The 15,405-nt window shown below is 71.7% G+C and carries 16 protein-coding genes and 1 pseudogene; 8 read left to right on the forward strand and 9 right to left on the reverse strand.

The window, feature by feature from the left end; all coding sequences use genetic code 11:
* Positions 1 to 22 precede the first annotated feature (22 nt).
* Positions 23 to 973 carry an endonuclease/exonuclease/phosphatase family protein gene (locus ACIQPR_RS31660; RefSeq protein ID WP_403655207.1) on the reverse strand — a complete coding sequence of 317 codons (951 nt, stop codon included), beginning with the start codon at positions 971 to 973 and terminating at the stop codon, positions 23 to 25.
* A 141-nt stretch (positions 974 to 1,114) separates the two neighbouring features.
* On the opposite strand from ACIQPR_RS31660, the gene ACIQPR_RS31665 reads away from it, so the two are divergent.
* The 3 genes from ACIQPR_RS31665 to ACIQPR_RS31675 all read left to right on the forward strand — a co-directional run bounded on the left by ACIQPR_RS31665 (position 1,115) and on the right by ACIQPR_RS31675 (position 2,423).
* Positions 1,115 to 1,279 carry a hypothetical protein gene (locus tag ACIQPR_RS31665; protein WP_403655209.1) on the forward strand — a complete coding sequence of 55 codons (165 nt, stop codon included), beginning with the start codon at positions 1,115 to 1,117 and terminating at the stop codon, positions 1,277 to 1,279.
* 78 nt (positions 1,280 to 1,357) lie between these two features.
* Positions 1,358 to 2,047 carry a DUF899 domain-containing protein gene (locus ACIQPR_RS31670; protein WP_403655211.1) on the forward strand — a complete coding sequence of 230 codons (690 nt, stop codon included), beginning with the start codon at positions 1,358 to 1,360 and terminating at the stop codon, positions 2,045 to 2,047.
* Positions 2,048 to 2,240: 193 nt separating this feature from the next.
* Positions 2,241 to 2,423 carry a hypothetical protein gene (locus tag ACIQPR_RS31675; RefSeq protein WP_403655213.1) on the forward strand — a complete coding sequence of 61 codons (183 nt, stop codon included), beginning with the start codon at positions 2,241 to 2,243 and terminating at the stop codon, positions 2,421 to 2,423.
* A gap of 4 nt (positions 2,424 to 2,427) precedes the next feature.
* Here the strand turns inward: ACIQPR_RS31675 and ACIQPR_RS31680 are convergent, their stop codons facing one another.
* The 3 genes and pseudogenes from ACIQPR_RS31680 to ACIQPR_RS31690 all read right to left on the reverse strand — a co-directional run.
* On the reverse strand, positions 2,428 to 4,371 hold the full coding sequence (locus ACIQPR_RS31680) for an ABC transporter ATP-binding protein (RefSeq protein WP_403655215.1): 1,944 nt from the start codon (positions 4,369 to 4,371) through the stop codon (positions 2,428 to 2,430).
* 200 nt (positions 4,372 to 4,571) lie between these two features.
* Positions 4,572 to 5,015 (reverse strand): hypothetical protein, encoded by a 444-nt coding sequence (locus ACIQPR_RS31685; RefSeq protein ID WP_403655217.1) that lies wholly within the window; start codon positions 5,013 to 5,015, stop codon positions 4,572 to 4,574.
* A 371-nt stretch (positions 5,016 to 5,386) separates the two neighbouring features.
* Positions 5,387 to 5,995: pseudogene (locus tag ACIQPR_RS31690) on the reverse strand (ATP-binding protein); the annotation flags it as partial.
* A gap of 304 nt (positions 5,996 to 6,299) precedes the next feature.
* Between ACIQPR_RS31690 and ACIQPR_RS31695 the strand changes: the two are divergent.
* Complete coding sequence (locus ACIQPR_RS31695; RefSeq protein ID WP_403655219.1) at positions 6,300 to 7,160, forward strand: helix-turn-helix transcriptional regulator; 861 nt, start codon at positions 6,300 to 6,302, stop codon at positions 7,158 to 7,160.
* Complete coding sequence (locus tag ACIQPR_RS31700; protein WP_019060458.1) at positions 7,161 to 7,415, forward strand: DUF397 domain-containing protein; 255 nt, start codon at positions 7,161 to 7,163, stop codon at positions 7,413 to 7,415. It abuts the gene before it with no gap.
* 254 nt (positions 7,416 to 7,669) lie between these two features.
* Here the strand turns inward: ACIQPR_RS31700 and ACIQPR_RS31705 are convergent, their stop codons facing one another.
* Positions 7,670 to 9,133 (reverse strand): PLP-dependent aminotransferase family protein, encoded by a 1,464-nt coding sequence (locus ACIQPR_RS31705; protein WP_403655221.1) that lies wholly within the window; start codon positions 9,131 to 9,133, stop codon positions 7,670 to 7,672.
* A gap of 46 nt (positions 9,134 to 9,179) precedes the next feature.
* Between ACIQPR_RS31705 and ACIQPR_RS31710 the strand changes: the two genes are divergently transcribed.
* Positions 9,180 to 9,671 carry a carboxymuconolactone decarboxylase family protein gene (locus tag ACIQPR_RS31710; protein ID WP_403655223.1) on the forward strand — a complete coding sequence of 164 codons (492 nt, stop codon included), beginning with the start codon at positions 9,180 to 9,182 and terminating at the stop codon, positions 9,669 to 9,671.
* A gap of 9 nt (positions 9,672 to 9,680) precedes the next feature.
* Here ACIQPR_RS31710 and ACIQPR_RS31715 read toward each other — a convergent pair whose 3' ends face one another.
* From ACIQPR_RS31715 to ACIQPR_RS31725, 3 genes are all read right to left on the reverse strand, one after another.
* The gene (locus tag ACIQPR_RS31715) at positions 9,681 to 11,168 is read right to left on the reverse strand and encodes a glutamate synthase subunit beta (RefSeq protein ID WP_403655225.1); all 1,488 of its coding nucleotides are present in this window, start codon (positions 11,166 to 11,168) and stop codon (positions 9,681 to 9,683) included.
* Between the two features lie 189 nt (positions 11,169 to 11,357).
* A complete protein-coding gene (locus tag ACIQPR_RS31720; RefSeq protein ID WP_403655227.1) occupies positions 11,358 to 11,837 on the reverse strand; it encodes a DUF1772 domain-containing protein in 480 nt (159 codons plus the stop codon).
* Positions 11,838 to 11,988: 151 nt separating this feature from the next.
* Positions 11,989 to 12,693: a DUF2293 domain-containing protein gene (locus ACIQPR_RS31725; protein ID WP_403655229.1), complete on the reverse strand. Its 705-nt coding sequence runs from the start codon at positions 12,691 to 12,693 to the stop codon at positions 11,989 to 11,991.
* A gap of 100 nt (positions 12,694 to 12,793) precedes the next feature.
* Between ACIQPR_RS31725 and ACIQPR_RS31730 the strand changes: the two genes are divergently transcribed.
* Together ACIQPR_RS31730 and ACIQPR_RS31735 are read left to right on the forward strand one after the other, a co-directional pair.
* Entirely contained in the window at positions 12,794 to 13,447 is a 654-nt protein-coding gene (locus tag ACIQPR_RS31730; RefSeq protein WP_403655231.1) for a uridine kinase, read from the forward strand.
* A gap of 175 nt (positions 13,448 to 13,622) precedes the next feature.
* Complete coding sequence (locus ACIQPR_RS31735) at positions 13,623 to 14,051, forward strand: CBS domain-containing protein (protein WP_200710485.1); 429 nt, start codon at positions 13,623 to 13,625, stop codon at positions 14,049 to 14,051.
* A gap of 52 nt (positions 14,052 to 14,103) precedes the next feature.
* Here ACIQPR_RS31735 and ACIQPR_RS31740 read toward each other — a convergent pair whose 3' ends face one another.
* Complete coding sequence (locus tag ACIQPR_RS31740) at positions 14,104 to 15,231, reverse strand: magnesium and cobalt transport protein CorA (protein ID WP_403655233.1); 1,128 nt, start codon at positions 15,229 to 15,231, stop codon at positions 14,104 to 14,106.
* Positions 15,232 to 15,405: the final 174 nt, after the last annotated feature.

Consider the following 15,405-nt stretch of genomic DNA (forward strand, 5'->3'; position numbering starts at 1 on the left):
CCCCGCTCACCCACTCGCCCATTCAATCCACCCGTACCCACACCGGTGCGTGGTCCGACCCCGGTGCCTCGCGCCTCGCCGTCGGATCGGGGCCGATCGAGGGCAGGTGCAGCGGCTCGGTGCCGGGGAGGCCCGTGCCCGCCGCGGTCACCCGATGGACCAGGTGATGGCTGGCCAGGATGTGGTCGATCAGTTCGCGGCGGCCGGAGTTGACGCGGGAGTAGCGCTGGTCGGCGGGGATGAGCGGGGCCACGTCCCACAGGCGGGTCGCGTCGCCCTGGTCCGGGCGGTCGTAGCCGGGTGTGCCGAGTTCCGAGCCGGGCGGGCCGAGCAGGATCTGAGTGGTGGCCGCCTGGACCTCGTCGTTCATGTCACCGAGCACGGCCACGTCCCGGGTACGGCCCTCACCGGCCAGCAGTTCGTCGGCCAGCGCGCGCAGCGTCGCCGCCTCGGCGGCCCGGCGGTAGAGGGCGTACGCGCCGTAACGGGCCCGTTCGCCCTCGTCGTGCGGGAAGAAACGGTCCCCCGGGTACGTCAGCAGCTTCGACTTCAGATGGGCGACCGCCACCGTCAGCGGCCCGGTCGCCGTCGTGATCTCCACCGCCAGCAGACCGCGGCCCGTGGTCGGTTCCTCGGCGCCCGAGTCGTCGGACTGCACCGGGCGCAGCTCCGAGGGGAACGCGTTCGTGTCGGCCACGACCCGCGGTTCGGCGCGGCTGAGGAAGCCGACCCGGATGCCCCGGACGTCCGGGTGCGTGGACAGGGCGATGTGCCATTCGCCGCCCAGCATCCCCGCCAGGTCCTGGAGCGCCTCGGGCTCCCCGACCTCCTGCACGCCCAGCAGAGCCGGGTCCAGCTCCGTGATCACGGCGGCGAGGGAGGCGAGCTTCGCCTCGTAGGCGGCTTTGTCCTTGGGGCCGAACGGGCCGCCGGGACGGTACAGGTTCTCCAGATTCCAGGTGCCGAGGAGCATGCCGGGCCCCTTCCAGAAGCCTTGGTCCAGAAACCTTGGTGGTGAGGCAAGCGTGCTGGTCCGGGGCGGCTCGCGACAGCGCCACGCCGGGATGCGCGATTCGGCTCACACGGGGCGAGGACGGCGTCGTACGTCGGGAGAGTGAGCCACTCTCCCGCCGGGCCCGACCTCACTGCGAAGGACGTGGAGTTGGGGGCGCGGCTCGTCCGCGCCGGCACCGGGATCGCGCTCACCGCCCTCGCTGCGCGCCCGGGGCTGCTCGCGCTTCCGGTGTCGTACGGGACGGCCTCGGCGCGTTCTGGCTGAAGTTTCTTTCGGGGCAGCGATGAGTTCCCGTTCCCGCTCCGGTCCATCCCTCAACGGACCGTTGTCACAGGAGGGCCCATGTCGCTTCCGGAGATCGTCTCGCGTGCGCAGTGGCGGGCGGCGCGCGAAGAACTGCTGGTCAAGGAGAAGGCGGCCACGCGCGCGCGGGACGCGCTCAACGCCGAGCGGCGCGGGCTGCCCATGGTGGAGATCGAGAAGGAGTACCTCTTCGAGGGCGGCGACGGGAAGGCCACCCTGCACGATCTCTTCGAGGGACGCGGCCAACTCGTCGTATACCACTTCATGTTCGCGCCGGAGTGGGAGGCGGGCTGTCGCAGTTGCTCGGCGTTCCTCGACCAGATCGGGCATCTCGCCCATCTGAAGGCGCGCGGTACGACGTTCGCCGTCGTGTCGAGGGCGCCGTACACGAAGATCCTGCCGTTCAAGGCGCGGATGGGGTGGACGGTGCCCTGGTACTCGTCCTTCGGCGGGGAGTTCAACTGGGACTTCGACGTGACGCTCATCGGGGACGGGGAGCCCTTCGAACGGCCCGGTGTCAGCTGCTTCCTGCGGGACCACGACCGGGTGTTCCACACCTACTCGACCTATGAGCGGGGGCTCGACGGACTCGGTTCGACCACCTCCTTCCTGGACCTGACCGCGCTGGGGCGGCAGGAGGAGTGGGAGCGGCCGAAGGGGCGCGCGTCGGCGCTCGGGGCGCCCGCGGGCAGTGAGCGCGTCCGCTATCACGACGAGTACGAGGACTGAGGCGCGGACGAGAGACGCGTACGAGGACTGCCTACTGGTACGGACACCTGTGCTGAAGTCGCGTTGCCAGGTGTCGACTATGTCTCAGTACCGTCACTTCGCGAGCCGTTCACCGTACTGTCTGCGTTTAACTCAACGAGGCTTCACCAAGGTCTCTGAGTTCAGCGGGACAGGCACGACATGGAGGTACAGGGTGAACGGGCGAACGGTGCTTCAGCGTTTTCCCGCCGGCGGGCCGCGCGGGTCGTGGCCGGCGGAGGAGTTCGCGCAGGCACGCCGTCTGGAAGGGCTGCCCGCCGAGGTCGTCATGGACATCGCGACCGACATGTTCCTGGTGATCGTGCGCGGCGCCGACACCGTGGACGTGGCCGCCTGACCCCTCAGCCCGCCTTCGGGGCGGGCACCTTCGCCGTGAACTGGTCCGCCTGGAGCGCGTACAGCTCCGCGTAGACACCCCCGCTGAGCAGCAGTTCGTCGGGCGTACCGGACTCCACCAGCCGCCCCTGGTCCAGGACGTGCACCAGGTCCGCGTGGCGCACGGACGCCAGCCGGTGGGTGATCAGGACCACCGTCTGACCAGTGCCGGCCAGCGCGCGGATCTTCTCGAAGACCTCCAGCTCGGCGCGGGCGTCGAGGGCCGCGGTCGGCTCGTCCACGATCAGGATGCGGCCCTTGCGGTAGGCGGCCCGCGCGATCCCGAGCCGCTGCCACTGGCCGCCCGACAGCTCGTGACCGCCGCTGAAGTTGCGGGCCAGCAGCGTGTCCAGACCGCGTGGCAGATCCGCGACCACGTCCTCGGCGCCGGCCTCGGCGAGCGCGCCCGCCACCCGCTCCTCGGTGAGCGGCGCGGCCGACCGCCCGATGGCCACGTTCACGCGCGCGGTGAACGGCCAGCGCTTGAAGTTCTGCGCCACCATCGCGATCCGGTCGGCCAGTTGGTGCCGGTCGGCCGTCGCCGCGTCGACGCCGTCCCACAGGATGCGGCCCCGGTCCGGCCGGTACAGCCCGGCCAGCAGCTTGACCAGGGTCGTCTTGCCGGAGCCGTTCTCGCCGACCAGTGCGATGATCCGGCCGAGCGGCAGCCGGAGGGTGACGTCGTCGAGCGCGGGGTGGGTGGACTCGCCCGGGTAGCTGAACGTGACGTTCTCGAAGCGGATCTCCCGGGGCTCCTCGGGCAGCGCCGCCCCGCCCACCGGGATCGCCCGCTCGGCCGCCTCCTCGTACAGCTTCTGGAGATCGCCCACGAACAGGGCCTCCTCGTGCAGCTGGTTCACCGCCAGCACCAGCGTGTCCAGGCTTCCGGAACCGGTGCGGATCGCGATCACCGCCGTACCCGCCACCGACAGCGCCATCGCACCGGACAGCAGCAGCCCGCCCAGCGTCGCGTACGTCGCCGCCGTCGCCAGGCCCGTCCAGGTCGCCGCGATCAGCCCGGTACGGGCCGCGAGCCGGGCCAGCCGGGCCTGTTCCGCCTCCGCGCTCTCCGACATCGAGTGGAAGTGGCGCAGCAGGAACGGGCCGACCCCGTGCACACGGATCTCCGGCGCGGCCTCCGGTTCGGTGAGCAGACCGCTGATGAGATGGCCGGCGCGGGCGTGCTGCACCCAGATGTGGAAGGACTCGTAGCGGCGGCGCGCGTTCGTCAGGGCGCCCCACGCGCTCGGCAGCGTCATGGTCACCAGCAGCGGCAGCAGCGCCGGGTGCAGCACGGTCAGCACACCGGCCGCCGCGATCAGCGAGATCACCGCGTTCATCACCCGCGTCGCCAGCGAGATCATGCGGCGGGCCGAGGAGGCGCCGTACTGCGCGGTGTCCAGCAGCTTGTGGAACGCGTGGTCCTCGATCGCCGCCAGCTCCACGGCCGCCGCCCGCTCCAGGTACAGCTCGGTGGCGACCCGCTCCACCTTCGGCTCCAGCCGCCCGGTGGCGTACGTCGACGCGGCCCGCAGCAGCGCTCCCACCAGCAGTACGGCGGCCATCGTGACCAGCGCCGGTACGGCACCGTGCAGCCGGTCCGCGATCGTGCCGCCGTTGATCAGCTGCCCCAGCACGCTGTTGACGGCGAGCAGACTCACCGCCTGGGTGGCACCCCGGCCCGCCTCGGCGGCCAGCACGATCCGGACGGCCCGGGGATCGGCCTGCCAGGCCAGCCGGAAACTCGACCCCAGCATCGCGGGCAGCCGCGTCACCATGGCCCGGAAGCTCAGCTCCAGGAACGCGTCGTTGTGCTGGTTCCACCCCATGTCGTAGCGCAGGGGCCCACCGAAGAGCAGCCGTTCCGACGCGGACGGCCCCACCTGTCCCGAGTCACCCTTGCTTCCCACCGTCGACCTCCCCCGATAGCGGACGAACGGCCACTATCGCGGGGTGGGGCGGTGAGGGGCAGGGCGCGAGAGGGAGAGGCGGGGGCACGCGGGCGTGCGCCCCGTCAGGGGCGCGGGGCCGTGTCGATCCGCGGCTCCGCGGCGCGGTCGCGCCCGGCCCTACCGGACCTGCGGACGAAGCCCGCCCGGCCCGCTGACCGCTACGCGCTGATGGGCCGGGACCAGGACGGCGTGGTCCCCGTGACCCGGCAGACCGCCAGATACAGCGGAATCGGCGGGGTGTACGGCAACTTCCCGTCAGGCCGATGGATGAGCCCGGGCGCGCGCGGCGCGTCCGGCACCAGCGCTCCCGTGGTGTACCGCGCCGGTGCCGGCCAGTCCAGCGCGTAGTCGGAGTCGGACGGCACGATCCACCACCAGTGGCTCGCGTCGGCGTAGACACAGCCGACGCGCGGCAGACGGGGCAGGACCAGCGGTCCGAAGCGCGCGGGCACCGCCACCGCGTCGCAGCCGAGCGGTGCCGTCATGCCCTCGGGGACGGGCAGTCGCCGAGCCGTGCCCGGTCCGTGCAGCGCGCGCCCCAGACGGACCAGCGTGTCGAGACTGAGTACCTGGCCGGGACCGGAAGCGCCGCTCAGACCCATTCGGCCCCCGATCCGAAGTTCCCGAACCCGCCGGTGTCCCCAGTTCCCGTCGTGTCCCCAGTATTCGTCGTGTCCCCGGTACCCGCCGTGTCCGCGGAGTCCGGGAGGTCGCCGGCGTCCAGGTGGCCCCGGCCTCTGGAGGATCCTGTTTCCTCCCGGCCCGGCTCCCCGAAGTGTCCGGCGGCCTCCCGGCTCCGGTGCACGGAGCCGGCCCCTTTGAGGGGACCCACCCCGTTTCCGTGTTCCCGGCCTCCGAAGCCGCCGAGATCCAGGTCTCCGAAGTCGCCGGCACCCCCATGCCCGCGGGAGGCATCCCCATGCCCCCGTCCCGGAAATACGCCCAGATTCTCGAAGGCCCCGAAGTGTGACGTCGCCTCGTCCTCGTCGCCCGAACCGCCCGACGGCACCGGTTTGGGTCGTGCGCCCCAGCCCAGGTCGTTGTGCGGTACGGAACTGTCGTGGCCGGAGGCCGGGTGGTGGCCGTGGATCGGGTCCGCCTGCCGTGGCAGGTCGGCCCAGACGAGCAGGCCGGGGCCGTGTTCCTGAGCGCCCCAGGCCCGGCACAGCGCGTCGATGAGAAGCAATCCCCTCCCGTGCTCCTCATCGGGCCGCTGCGGTGACGGATGCGGCTCACCGGGAGCGCAGCCCTCGTCACGGACGGCTATCCGCACCAGGTCGTCGCCGTCGTGCAGCTCGCAGACTATGTGGCTGCTCGCGGTGTGCACGATGGCGTTGGTGACCAGCTCGGAGACGACCAGAACCGCCGTGTCGCAGGTGTCCTCGCACACGGACCAGCCGGACAGCCGGGCCCGCGTCAGGCGTCTCGCCTGGGCAGGGGAACCCGGATGTGCGGCCAGCTCGAACCGGAACCGGCGCTCGGCAGCGGCCCCACCTGGGGCGGCTCCCGTGGCGGCACCGAGACCGAGGCGGCCTGCGGCGGCGTCTGTTCCTAAGGGCGCGGACGGAATCACGCTTGCCACTATCGCCCCGCCGTGAACACTTGGCAAGTGTCACTATGAAAAATGCAGAGTGCCGTATGACGCTCTGGACGGTCGTGGCACACTGCTCGCAACAGAACGTCGCGCGGCGCCAGTTGGAATCTCCGGAGGTCTGTCCCGATCTTCGAATGAGTCTTCGAATGGCGCCGCAGGGCTGTCAGGATTCGAGCGCCGGGCCCGTGCGCCGCGGCGGGACCCTACGGAACTCGGCGGGACCCGACGGAACCAGGCGGGACCCGACGGAGCTCAACGGAATTCAACGGAACTCATTGGGGGGAGGTGGAGCGTGAGCGAGCCGCGGTCCGCACCGACGGTCGGCCAGGTCGTCCTCGGCAGACGCCTGCTGGACCTGCGGGAACGCGCCGGGCTCAAGCGCGAGGAGGCCGCCAAGGTCCTGCGCGTCGCACCCGCCACCGTCCGCCGCATGGAGATGGCCGAGGTCTCCCTCAAGATCCCGTACCTCCAGCTCCTCCTGAAGTCCTACGGCGTCACCGACGAGGAGGCCGAGGCCTTCGTCCGCCTCGCGGAGGAGGCCAACAAGCCCGGCTGGTGGCAGCGCTTCCACGACATCCTGCCCGGCTGGTTCTCCATGCACGTCAGCCTGGAGGGCGCCGCCGCGCTCATCCGGTCGTACGAACCGCACTTCGTGCCCGGGCTGCTTCAGACCGAGGAGTACGCGCGCGGGGTGCTGCGCTCGGGTGCCATCGGTCAGACCGAGCCCGACGAGATCGAGCGCCATGTCGCGCTGCGCATGCAGCGCCAGGACCTGCTGACCCGCCGTGACGCGCCCCGCTTCTGGGCCGTCATGGACGAGACCGCCCTGCGCCGCCCGGTCGGCGGCCCGGAGGTGATGCGTGCCCAGATCGACAAACTGCTCGACGCCACGAAGCTGCCGAACGTGACCTTGCAGGTCGCCCCGTTCTCCTCGGGGCCGCACCCGGGCACGTACGGGCCCTTCGTGCTGTTCCGATTTGCCATGCCGGAACTTCCGGACATGGTCTACAGCGAGTACCTGACCGGCGCCGTCTATCTGGACGCGCGCGAAGAGGTGGCGACTCACCTTGAGGTCATGGACCGCATGGCGGCGCAGGCCGCTACGGCACATCGCACGAAGGAGATCCTCAGGGATCTCCGCAAGGAGCTGTGAATGGATCGCATCAAACCGCGTATGAGCGTCTACAACGGTATGCCCGCGCGGGACTTGGGGAGCGAGGGCTGGCACAAACCGTGGAGCGGCGGCAACGGCGGCAACTGCCTGGAGGCGATGAAGCTCGCCGACGGCCGGATCGCCGTACGCCAGTCCACCGACCCGGACGGGCCGGCGCTCATCTACACCACCGACGAGATGACGGCCTTCATCGAGGGGGCGAAAGCCGGCGAGGCGGATTTCCTGCTCTCATGACCCGGCCTGTCACTCAGCTGTGCTGAATGCTTTTTCCTTGGCGAATCTCCTTATTTTGGTACTGAGTTGACCACACCGGCATCCCCGGATGCCCCGTCCGAGAGCCACGACAGCACGCGCCGAGGCGCGGGGCCGAGGCTCAGCACTTAGCGGATCTGCCCGATCGGGGGCGGTACGGCGGCACGATCCCGCCGGACCGCCCTCGTCGCCGTTTCCCGCCGTTTTCTGCCTGGTTCCCGCCCGGTCCCCGCGGGCTACGCGGGCGGCAACACCTCGCACAGGGCCTCGCACAGTGCATCCAGCGCCGCCCCGAACCTGGCCTCGGAGGGCGTCGCGTACCCCACCACGAGACCGTCCTGAGCCGCCGCCCCCGCCCCCTCGGCGGCCGCCTCCGGATGCCGGAACGCGGCCAGCCCGTCCAGCGCGACGCCCTGCCGCGCGGCGGCCTTCAGCGCGGAGCGCTCCGTGCCGGGCGGCAGCCGCAGCACCGCGTGCAGGCCCGCGGCGACCCCGGTGACCTCGATGTGCGGGGCCCGCTCGGCGAGGGCCGCGACCAGGCGGTCGCGACGGCTCCGGTACCGCTGCCGCATCCGCCGCACATGGCGGTCGTAGGACCCCGAGGCGATGAGGTCGGCGAGGGCGAGCTGGTGGGGGACGCCCGTCCAGGCCTCGCGCTCGCCCTTGGCCGCGAGCACGCCCTCGACGTACCGCTCCGGGAGGACCATCCACCCCAGGCGCAGCGCGGGGGACAGGCTCTTGCTGACCGAGCCGAGGAGGATCACCCGCTCCGGGTCGAGCCCCTGAACGGCGCCCACAGGCTTGCGGTCGTAGCGGAACTCGCCGTCGTAGTCGTCCTCCAGGACCACACCGCCACGCGCGCGTGCCCAGTCGATCACGGCCGCCCTGCGCTCGGCGTGCAGCGGACCGCCGGTCGGGAACTGGTGCGCGGGCGTGAGCAGTACGGCCCGTTCCTTCGCCAACTCCCCGACGCGCGCGCCGTGTTCGTCGACCGACAACGGTACGGTCCGGACGCCGGCCGTCCGCAGCAGCTCCCGGTGGAAGCCGAGCCCGTACGCCTCCACGGCCAGCGGTCCGCGCAGCACCCCGCCGCCGCCCTGGCCGAACAGCAGCCGCAGCCCGTGCGCGAAGCCGGAGCAGATCACGATCCGTTCGGGCGCCGTGCGTACACCACGCGCGCGTGCCAGATATTCGGTGAGCGCCTCCCGCAGCTCGATCCGGCCGGCCGGATCACCCGGCCCGAACACCTCGTCGGGCGCCTGCCGCAGCGCCCGCCGGTACGACGCCAGCCAGGCCGCGCGCGGGAACGCCGACGCGTCGGGCGTGCCCTGCCGCAGGTCGTGCCGGGGCGCACGCGCGCGTGGAGGTGCCGTAACCGGGCCGTTCCCGGCGTGTCGCGTCGGCTGCGCCCGGAGCGGCCGGGTGACGTCGGCGACCCGGGTGCCCGAGCCCTGGCGGGCGGTCAGCCAGCCCTCCGCGACGAGTTCCGCGTACGCGTCCGCGACCGTGTTGCGGGCGACCCCGAGGTCCGCGGCGAGCGAGCGGTACGGCGGCAGCCGGGTGCCGGGAGCGAGCCGCCCGCCGCGCACGGCCTCCCGCAGCGCGTCGATGAGGGCGGCCCGCCGACCACCACCGCCCGACAGCTCCAGATGCAGATCGGCCCCGATCCGCTCCGCCGAATTGACCCACGATTCCGCCATGGAAATGCACCCTACAGAGGGTCTTTCCGGCTCCTAGATTTGTCGCATGACGACGAACACGAACGCTCCCGCCGACGCCACCGCGACCGCGACCCGAATCGACCTCGCCCGCTCCGCCCCCAAGGTCTTCCGCGCCCTCGTCGGCTTCGACGCCGCCGCCCGCGAGGGCCTCGACCCGGCCCTGGTCGAGCTGATCCAGATCCGCGCCTCGCACCTCAACCACTGCGCGTACTGCCTCCACCTGCACACCAACGACGCCCGCAAGGCCGGCGAGAGCGAGGACCGGCTGCACATGGTCGCCGTCTGGCGCGAGGCCCGGCACTTCTTCACCGAGCGCGAGCAGGCGGCCCTCGCCCTCACGGAGGCGGTGACCCTGGTGGCCGACGGCGGTGTCCCGGACGACGTCTACGCGCGGGCCGCCGCCCAGTTCGACGACACGGAACTGGCCCACGTCCTGTCCCTGATCCTCACGATCAACACCTGGAACCGGGTGGCCCTGTCCACCGCGAAGGCGGCGGGCACGGACCAGCGACGCTGACCCGGCCCGTCACACCGCCAACGGCCGGTCGTACGGCCCGATCGGCGCCGGCAGCCTCGAACTCCCCGTGAGATAGCGGTCGACGGCCGCCGCCACGGCCCGCCCCTCCGCGATGGCCCACACGATCAGCGACTGGCCCCGGGCGGCGTCGCCCGCGACGAACACGCCCCGCGCGCTCGTCGCGAAGTCCGCGTCCCGGGTGATCGTGCCGCGCGGCGCCATCGCCAGCCGCAACTGATCGATGAGCCCGTCCGCCCGGTCGGGCCCGGAGAACCCGAGCGCGAGCAGCACGAGACCGGCGGGCAGGCTGCGCCCGGAACCCGCCAACGGCCGCCGCTCCGCGTCGACCTCGACCAGCCCCAGCGACCGCACCCGCCCGTCCGCGTCCCCCTCGAAACGGAGCGTCGACGCGGCGAACAGCCGGGCGTCCGCGTGCGCGGCGGGCGCCGTCTCCAGGTCCCGGGCCTCCTCGTGCGCGGCCGACAGCCGATAGATCTTCGGATACGTCGGCCAGGGCTCCGCGTCCTCGTCGCGCTCGGCGTCCGGCTGGGCGTAGATGTCCAACTGCGTGACGGACGCGGCCCCTTCACGCACCGCCGTGCCGAGACAGTCGGCCCCGGTGTCGCCGCCGCCGACGATGACGACATGCTTCCCGGCGGCGGACAACGGAGACCGCGCCATGTCCCCCTCGCACACCCGGTTGGCCAGCGGCAGATACTCCATCGCCTGATGGATACCGGTCAATTCCCTTCCCGGTACGGTGAGTTCACGCCAGGCCGTCGCCCCGGTGGCGATCACCACCGCGTCGTAGCGCGCCCGCAGCTCGGCCGCTCCGACATCCCGTCCGACCGTCGTGGACGTACGGAACTTGGTGCCCTCGGCCCGCATCTGCTCCAGCCGCCGTTCCAGATGGCGCTTCTCCATCTTGAACTCGGGGATGCCGTACCGCATCAGCCCGCCGAGCCGGTCGTCCCGCTCGTACACGGCGACCGTGTGCCCGGCGCGCGTCAACTGCTGGGCGGCGGCGAGCCCGGCGGGCCCGGAGCCGATCACCGCGACCGTCCGCCCCGACAGCCGGTCCGGCGGCCGGGGTGGCGTGAAACCGTCGGCCCACGCGCGGTCCGCGACGGCCACCTCGACGTTCTTGATGGTGACCGCCGGCTGGTTGATGGCGAGCACGCAGCCCGCCTCGCACGGCGCCGGACACAACCGCCCGGTGAACTCGGGAAAGTTGTTGGTGGCGTGCAGCCGGTCCGCCGCCGCCCGCCAGTCGTCCCGGCTGACCAGATCGTTCCACTCGGGGATCAGGTTGCCGAGCGGACAGGCGTCGTGGCAGAACGGCACACCGCAGTCCATGCACCGGTCGGCCTGCCCGCCCACGATCGGCAGCAGCGCGCCCGGGACATACACCTCGTCCCAGTCCCGTACCCGCTCGTCGACGGGCCTGCGGGGCCACTCCTCGCGCGGAGTGGTCATAAAACCCTTGGGATCGGCCATGGCGGTCTTCCTCGCGTCCGCATGCGACAGGCCGTGCGTCATCGAGCGGCACTCTTTCAGCCACGATAAGGCCCACCGGCCGAGCGCGCAGAGTGGACGAGACCGGCTTTCTCGCGGCGGTTTCCGCGTGCTCCCGCCGCCCATTGCCGGGGCCCCTCAGCCCGCACCCAGTTGATCTTGCGGGACCGCTCAGGTGAGGGCCAGCATGTAGACCAGCGCGGCGGCGGCCGAGGCCGTCGCCCGCACGTGGTTCCACATCGTCCACTCGCGTATGTACGACGGCCAGTACGCGGCGGCCTCCGGGGTCCCCGGGTCCAGCTTCAGCAGGGCGTCGTTGCGCGGCACGTTCGCGACGAGGGTCAGCCCGAACGCCCCGAGCAGATACAGCGCGCTGCCCAGCAGCAGTTCCGCGGTGCCCCGATCCGGCCACAGCACGAACGTCACCACCGCGATCACCGCGCACACCAGCGCCGAACCGGCGAACAGCAGCATGAACGCGGGAGTCAGCGCCGCCCTGTTGATCGCGTTCATCGCGGCCACCCCCTGCGCGGGCGGCAACTCCGCCAGCCCCCGCACGACCAGCACGGAGAAGGCACAGAACACCCCGGCCATCACCCCGGTCGCGAGCACCCCCAGAACCGTCAGCGCGAAATACGGTTCACCGATCATGCCGACACCAACTCCCCCCCCATAGAGCCGAGATCCTGCCCACCACCGACCGCCCCGGCAAGTCGGTCCCGTCCCCGCCTCGGCGACCATGGCCGAGAATCGCCGGGGCATACGCGAGCGCCCACGACACCGCCCCCGGCATCGGCGGGCATCACGCCGCGTCCTCCCGCCAGTGCCGCAACACCCGTTCCACCTCCGCCGTGATCCGCCGGCGCGCCTCGTGCCTGGGCACCCCGCTCATCAGCAACTGGTCGTACGGCGTGTCCACATGCCGTACCGACGCCACCACCGCCGACACCACCGCGCCCTCCGACAAGGTCCGCCCCGCCGCGCTCCGCCCCACCCGCCCGCTGCCCCGCAGCGAGGCGTGCGCGGCGATCGCCCGGGCCCGCTCCTCGGGGCAGCCGGGGAGCAGCCGTCGTATCTCGGCCGCGAACACCTCCGCGAACCGCACGTCCTCCACCGCCCGCCGCCCCGCGTCCCGCACCCGGCGCCGCCGTCGCGCCTCCGCGTCCGCGAGGCACCGCTCCTCGGCCCGGGCGAGCCCCGCCTCCTCGACGAGGACGCCCTGCCGCTCGTAGCGGCCCCGGCGCCGGTTGAACCGCACGACCACCGCCGACAGCGCGCTCTCCTCCCGTGCCCTGCGTGTCAGCGCCGTGTCGCCGCGCGGCAGGAACACCAGATGCCCGAGGTCGGCACAGTCGAGACACTGCGGCACTCCACCCTCGACGGCCAGCAGCGCCAACGGCCCGCGACGGCACCCCGCGCAGTGCCGTTTCCTGAGCGGCTGGACGACCACGGGTCCGCCGGGCACCACAAGTCCGTTGCGGATCGGGGGAGTCGAGAGCGATGCCATACGAAATCCCTTCCCTGCCACGGCGCACCTCTCTCCTGGCTCCTCTCCTTTCCTCTCTTCGTCACCTGGAGAGAGCCCTGTCTCCCGGGGCTGACGCATCATGGGCGATGTGCGACTGGAAGCGATCACCTGGGACCGGCTCGGCGACCTGCTCGCCGAGCGCCTGCTCGACCTGAAACCGGCCGACGGCAGCCCCTGGCCTCGCATCGCCTTCGACGGCGCCCCGGCGGCCCGCCCGGGCGACCTCGCCGAGCGGGTCGCGGAGACGCTGCGGGTCCGTGGCCGTTCCTCGCTCGTCGTCGGCACGGAAGGCTTTCTGCGCCCCGCCTCGGTGCGCCTGGAGTACGGGCACCAGGACGCCGACGCGTACTACGACGGCTGGTTCGACACCCGGGCCCTGTGGCGCGAGGTCTTCGGCCCGCTCGAACCGGACGGCGACGGCCGCGTCCTGCCCGACCTGTGGGACCCGGCCGCCGACCGCGCCACCCGCAGCCCCTACGTCCAACTCCCGCCCGGTTCCCTCCTGTTGCTGCACGGCCCCCTCCTTCTGCGGCACTGGTTCCCCTTCGACCTGACCCTTCACGTCCGCCTCTCGCCGGGCGCCCTGCGCCGCCGTACCCCCGAGACCGAGCACTGGACCCTGCCCGCCTTCGAGCGCTACGAGGACGAGACCGACCCGGCCGGCACGGCGGACGTCCTGGTGCGCGCCGACGATCCGCGGCACCCGGCGTGGGGCGGACTGCCCGAATCCTGAGCGAGCCGGCCGGAGGATCGCGCGCTGCAATGTCCGAGCCGAGCGCTGTGCGAGTGCCGTCCGGAAGTCCCGGCCGTCCGGGTGCGTTCGTCCCCTCGCGCGGCGAGAATGTAGGGCGCCGGGACTAGCGGAACGTTCTGTGCCGCGCCGGCCGTCCGGCACCGGGAGGTACTTCATGACCACCGCCGGAGACATCATGCACCGGGGCGCCCAGTGGATCCCCGCCCATGAAACCCTGGACCGCGCCGCCCAGCTGATGCGTGAACTGGGCGTCGGCGCCCTGCCCATCAGCGACGAGAACGAACGGCTCTGCGGCATCCTCACCGACCGGGACATCGTCGTCGGCTGTGTGGCCATGGGCCATGACCCGGCGAAGATCACCGCGGGCGAGATGGCCCAGGGCACGCCCCGCTGGATCGACGCCGGAGCCGATGTCGGCGAGGTGCTCCAGGAGATGCAGGGACACCAGATCCGCCGGCTTCCCGTCATCGAGAACAAACGCCTCGTCGGCATGATCAGCGAGGCCGACCTCGCCCAGCATCTGACGGAGGACCAGCTCGCCACCTGGGTGGAGAACGTCTACGCCCGAAGTGCCATGCGCTGAGCGGCCGGACGGCTGTGCTCTGGCCCCGGGGCGCCCGCGCTCCCCGGACGGTTCAGAGCCAGCCGTTGCGCCGGAAGCCCCGGTACAGCGCCAGACAGGCCACGGATATCACCCCGAGCACCAGGGGATAGCCGAACCGCCAGTGCAGCTCCGGCATGTGGTCGAAGTTCATGCCGTACACACCGCACACCATCGTCGGTACGGCGATCACCGCGGCCCAGGCCGTGATCTTCCGCATGTCCTCGTTCTGCGCGACCGTCACCTGGGCGAGGTGCGCCTGCAAAATCGAGTTGAGCAGTTCGTCGAAGGACGCGATCTGTTCCTTCGCCCGCAGCAGGTGGTCGGAGACATCGCGGAAGTAGGCCTGTATCTCCGGTCCCACCACCCGCATCGGCCGCGTGGACAGCGCCTCCAGCGGGCCGCTGAGGGGGACCACCGCCCGCTTCAACTCCAGCAGCTCACGCTTGAGTTGGTAGATGCGGCCCGGGTCGGCCCGCGCGCCGTTCTCCGCGAACACGTCGGTCTCCACCTGGTCGATGTCCGCCTGCACCGAGTCCGTGACGCTCAGATAGTCGTCGACCACGTGGTCCGCGATGGCGTGCAGCACCGCGGCCGGCCCCTTGGCGAGCTGCCGGGGGTTCGACTCCAGCTCCTCGCGCAGCGGCCCCAGCGAGCCGTGCCGTCCGTGCCGCACGGTGATGACGAACTCGGCGCCGACGAACACCATGATCTCGCCGGTGTCCACGACCTCGCTCGTCGCCGTCAGCTTCTCGTGCTCGACGTAGCAGACCGTCTTGAACACCGCGAACAGCGTCTCGCCGTAGCGCTCCACCTTCGGGCGCTGATGGGCCTCGATCGCGTCCTCGACCGCCAGCGGGTGCAGGTCGAAGAGCTCGGCGATGCCCGCGAACTCCTCGTTCGTCGGCTCGTGCAGACCGAGCCAGACGAACCCGTCCTCCTTCTTGCGCACCCGCTCGACCGCGTCCACCAGATCGCCGCCGACCGGGACCCGGACACCGTCCTGATAGGTGACACACTTGACCACCGAGGAACCCAGGGGCGACCGGGCGTGGTGGCTCAGGTCGACCCGCGGGCGCCGTCGCGCCAGCCGCGCCACCTTGCGGAGGCCGCCGACCCTGCCCAGGCCCGTGACCTTCCGAAGATTCCCTGCCATGGACATCCGGATCTCCTCGCGTGGATCCCCTCACATCGCATTTCTGCGCCTTGGCGTGCCAGTTTGCCAGGCGGAAGTGAGCGGCGGGTAAGCCTGTGGGAACGGAATCCTCCGCTTTGTTCCCGCCTGTGGACAAAGCCACGCACCGCTCGGCGCCGGGCGCGGAACCGGAGCGTCGCC

The sequence above is a fragment of the Streptomyces sp. NPDC091280 genome, assembly GCF_044768565.1.
Classification (GTDB): domain Bacteria; phylum Actinomycetota; class Actinomycetes; order Streptomycetales; family Streptomycetaceae; genus Streptomyces.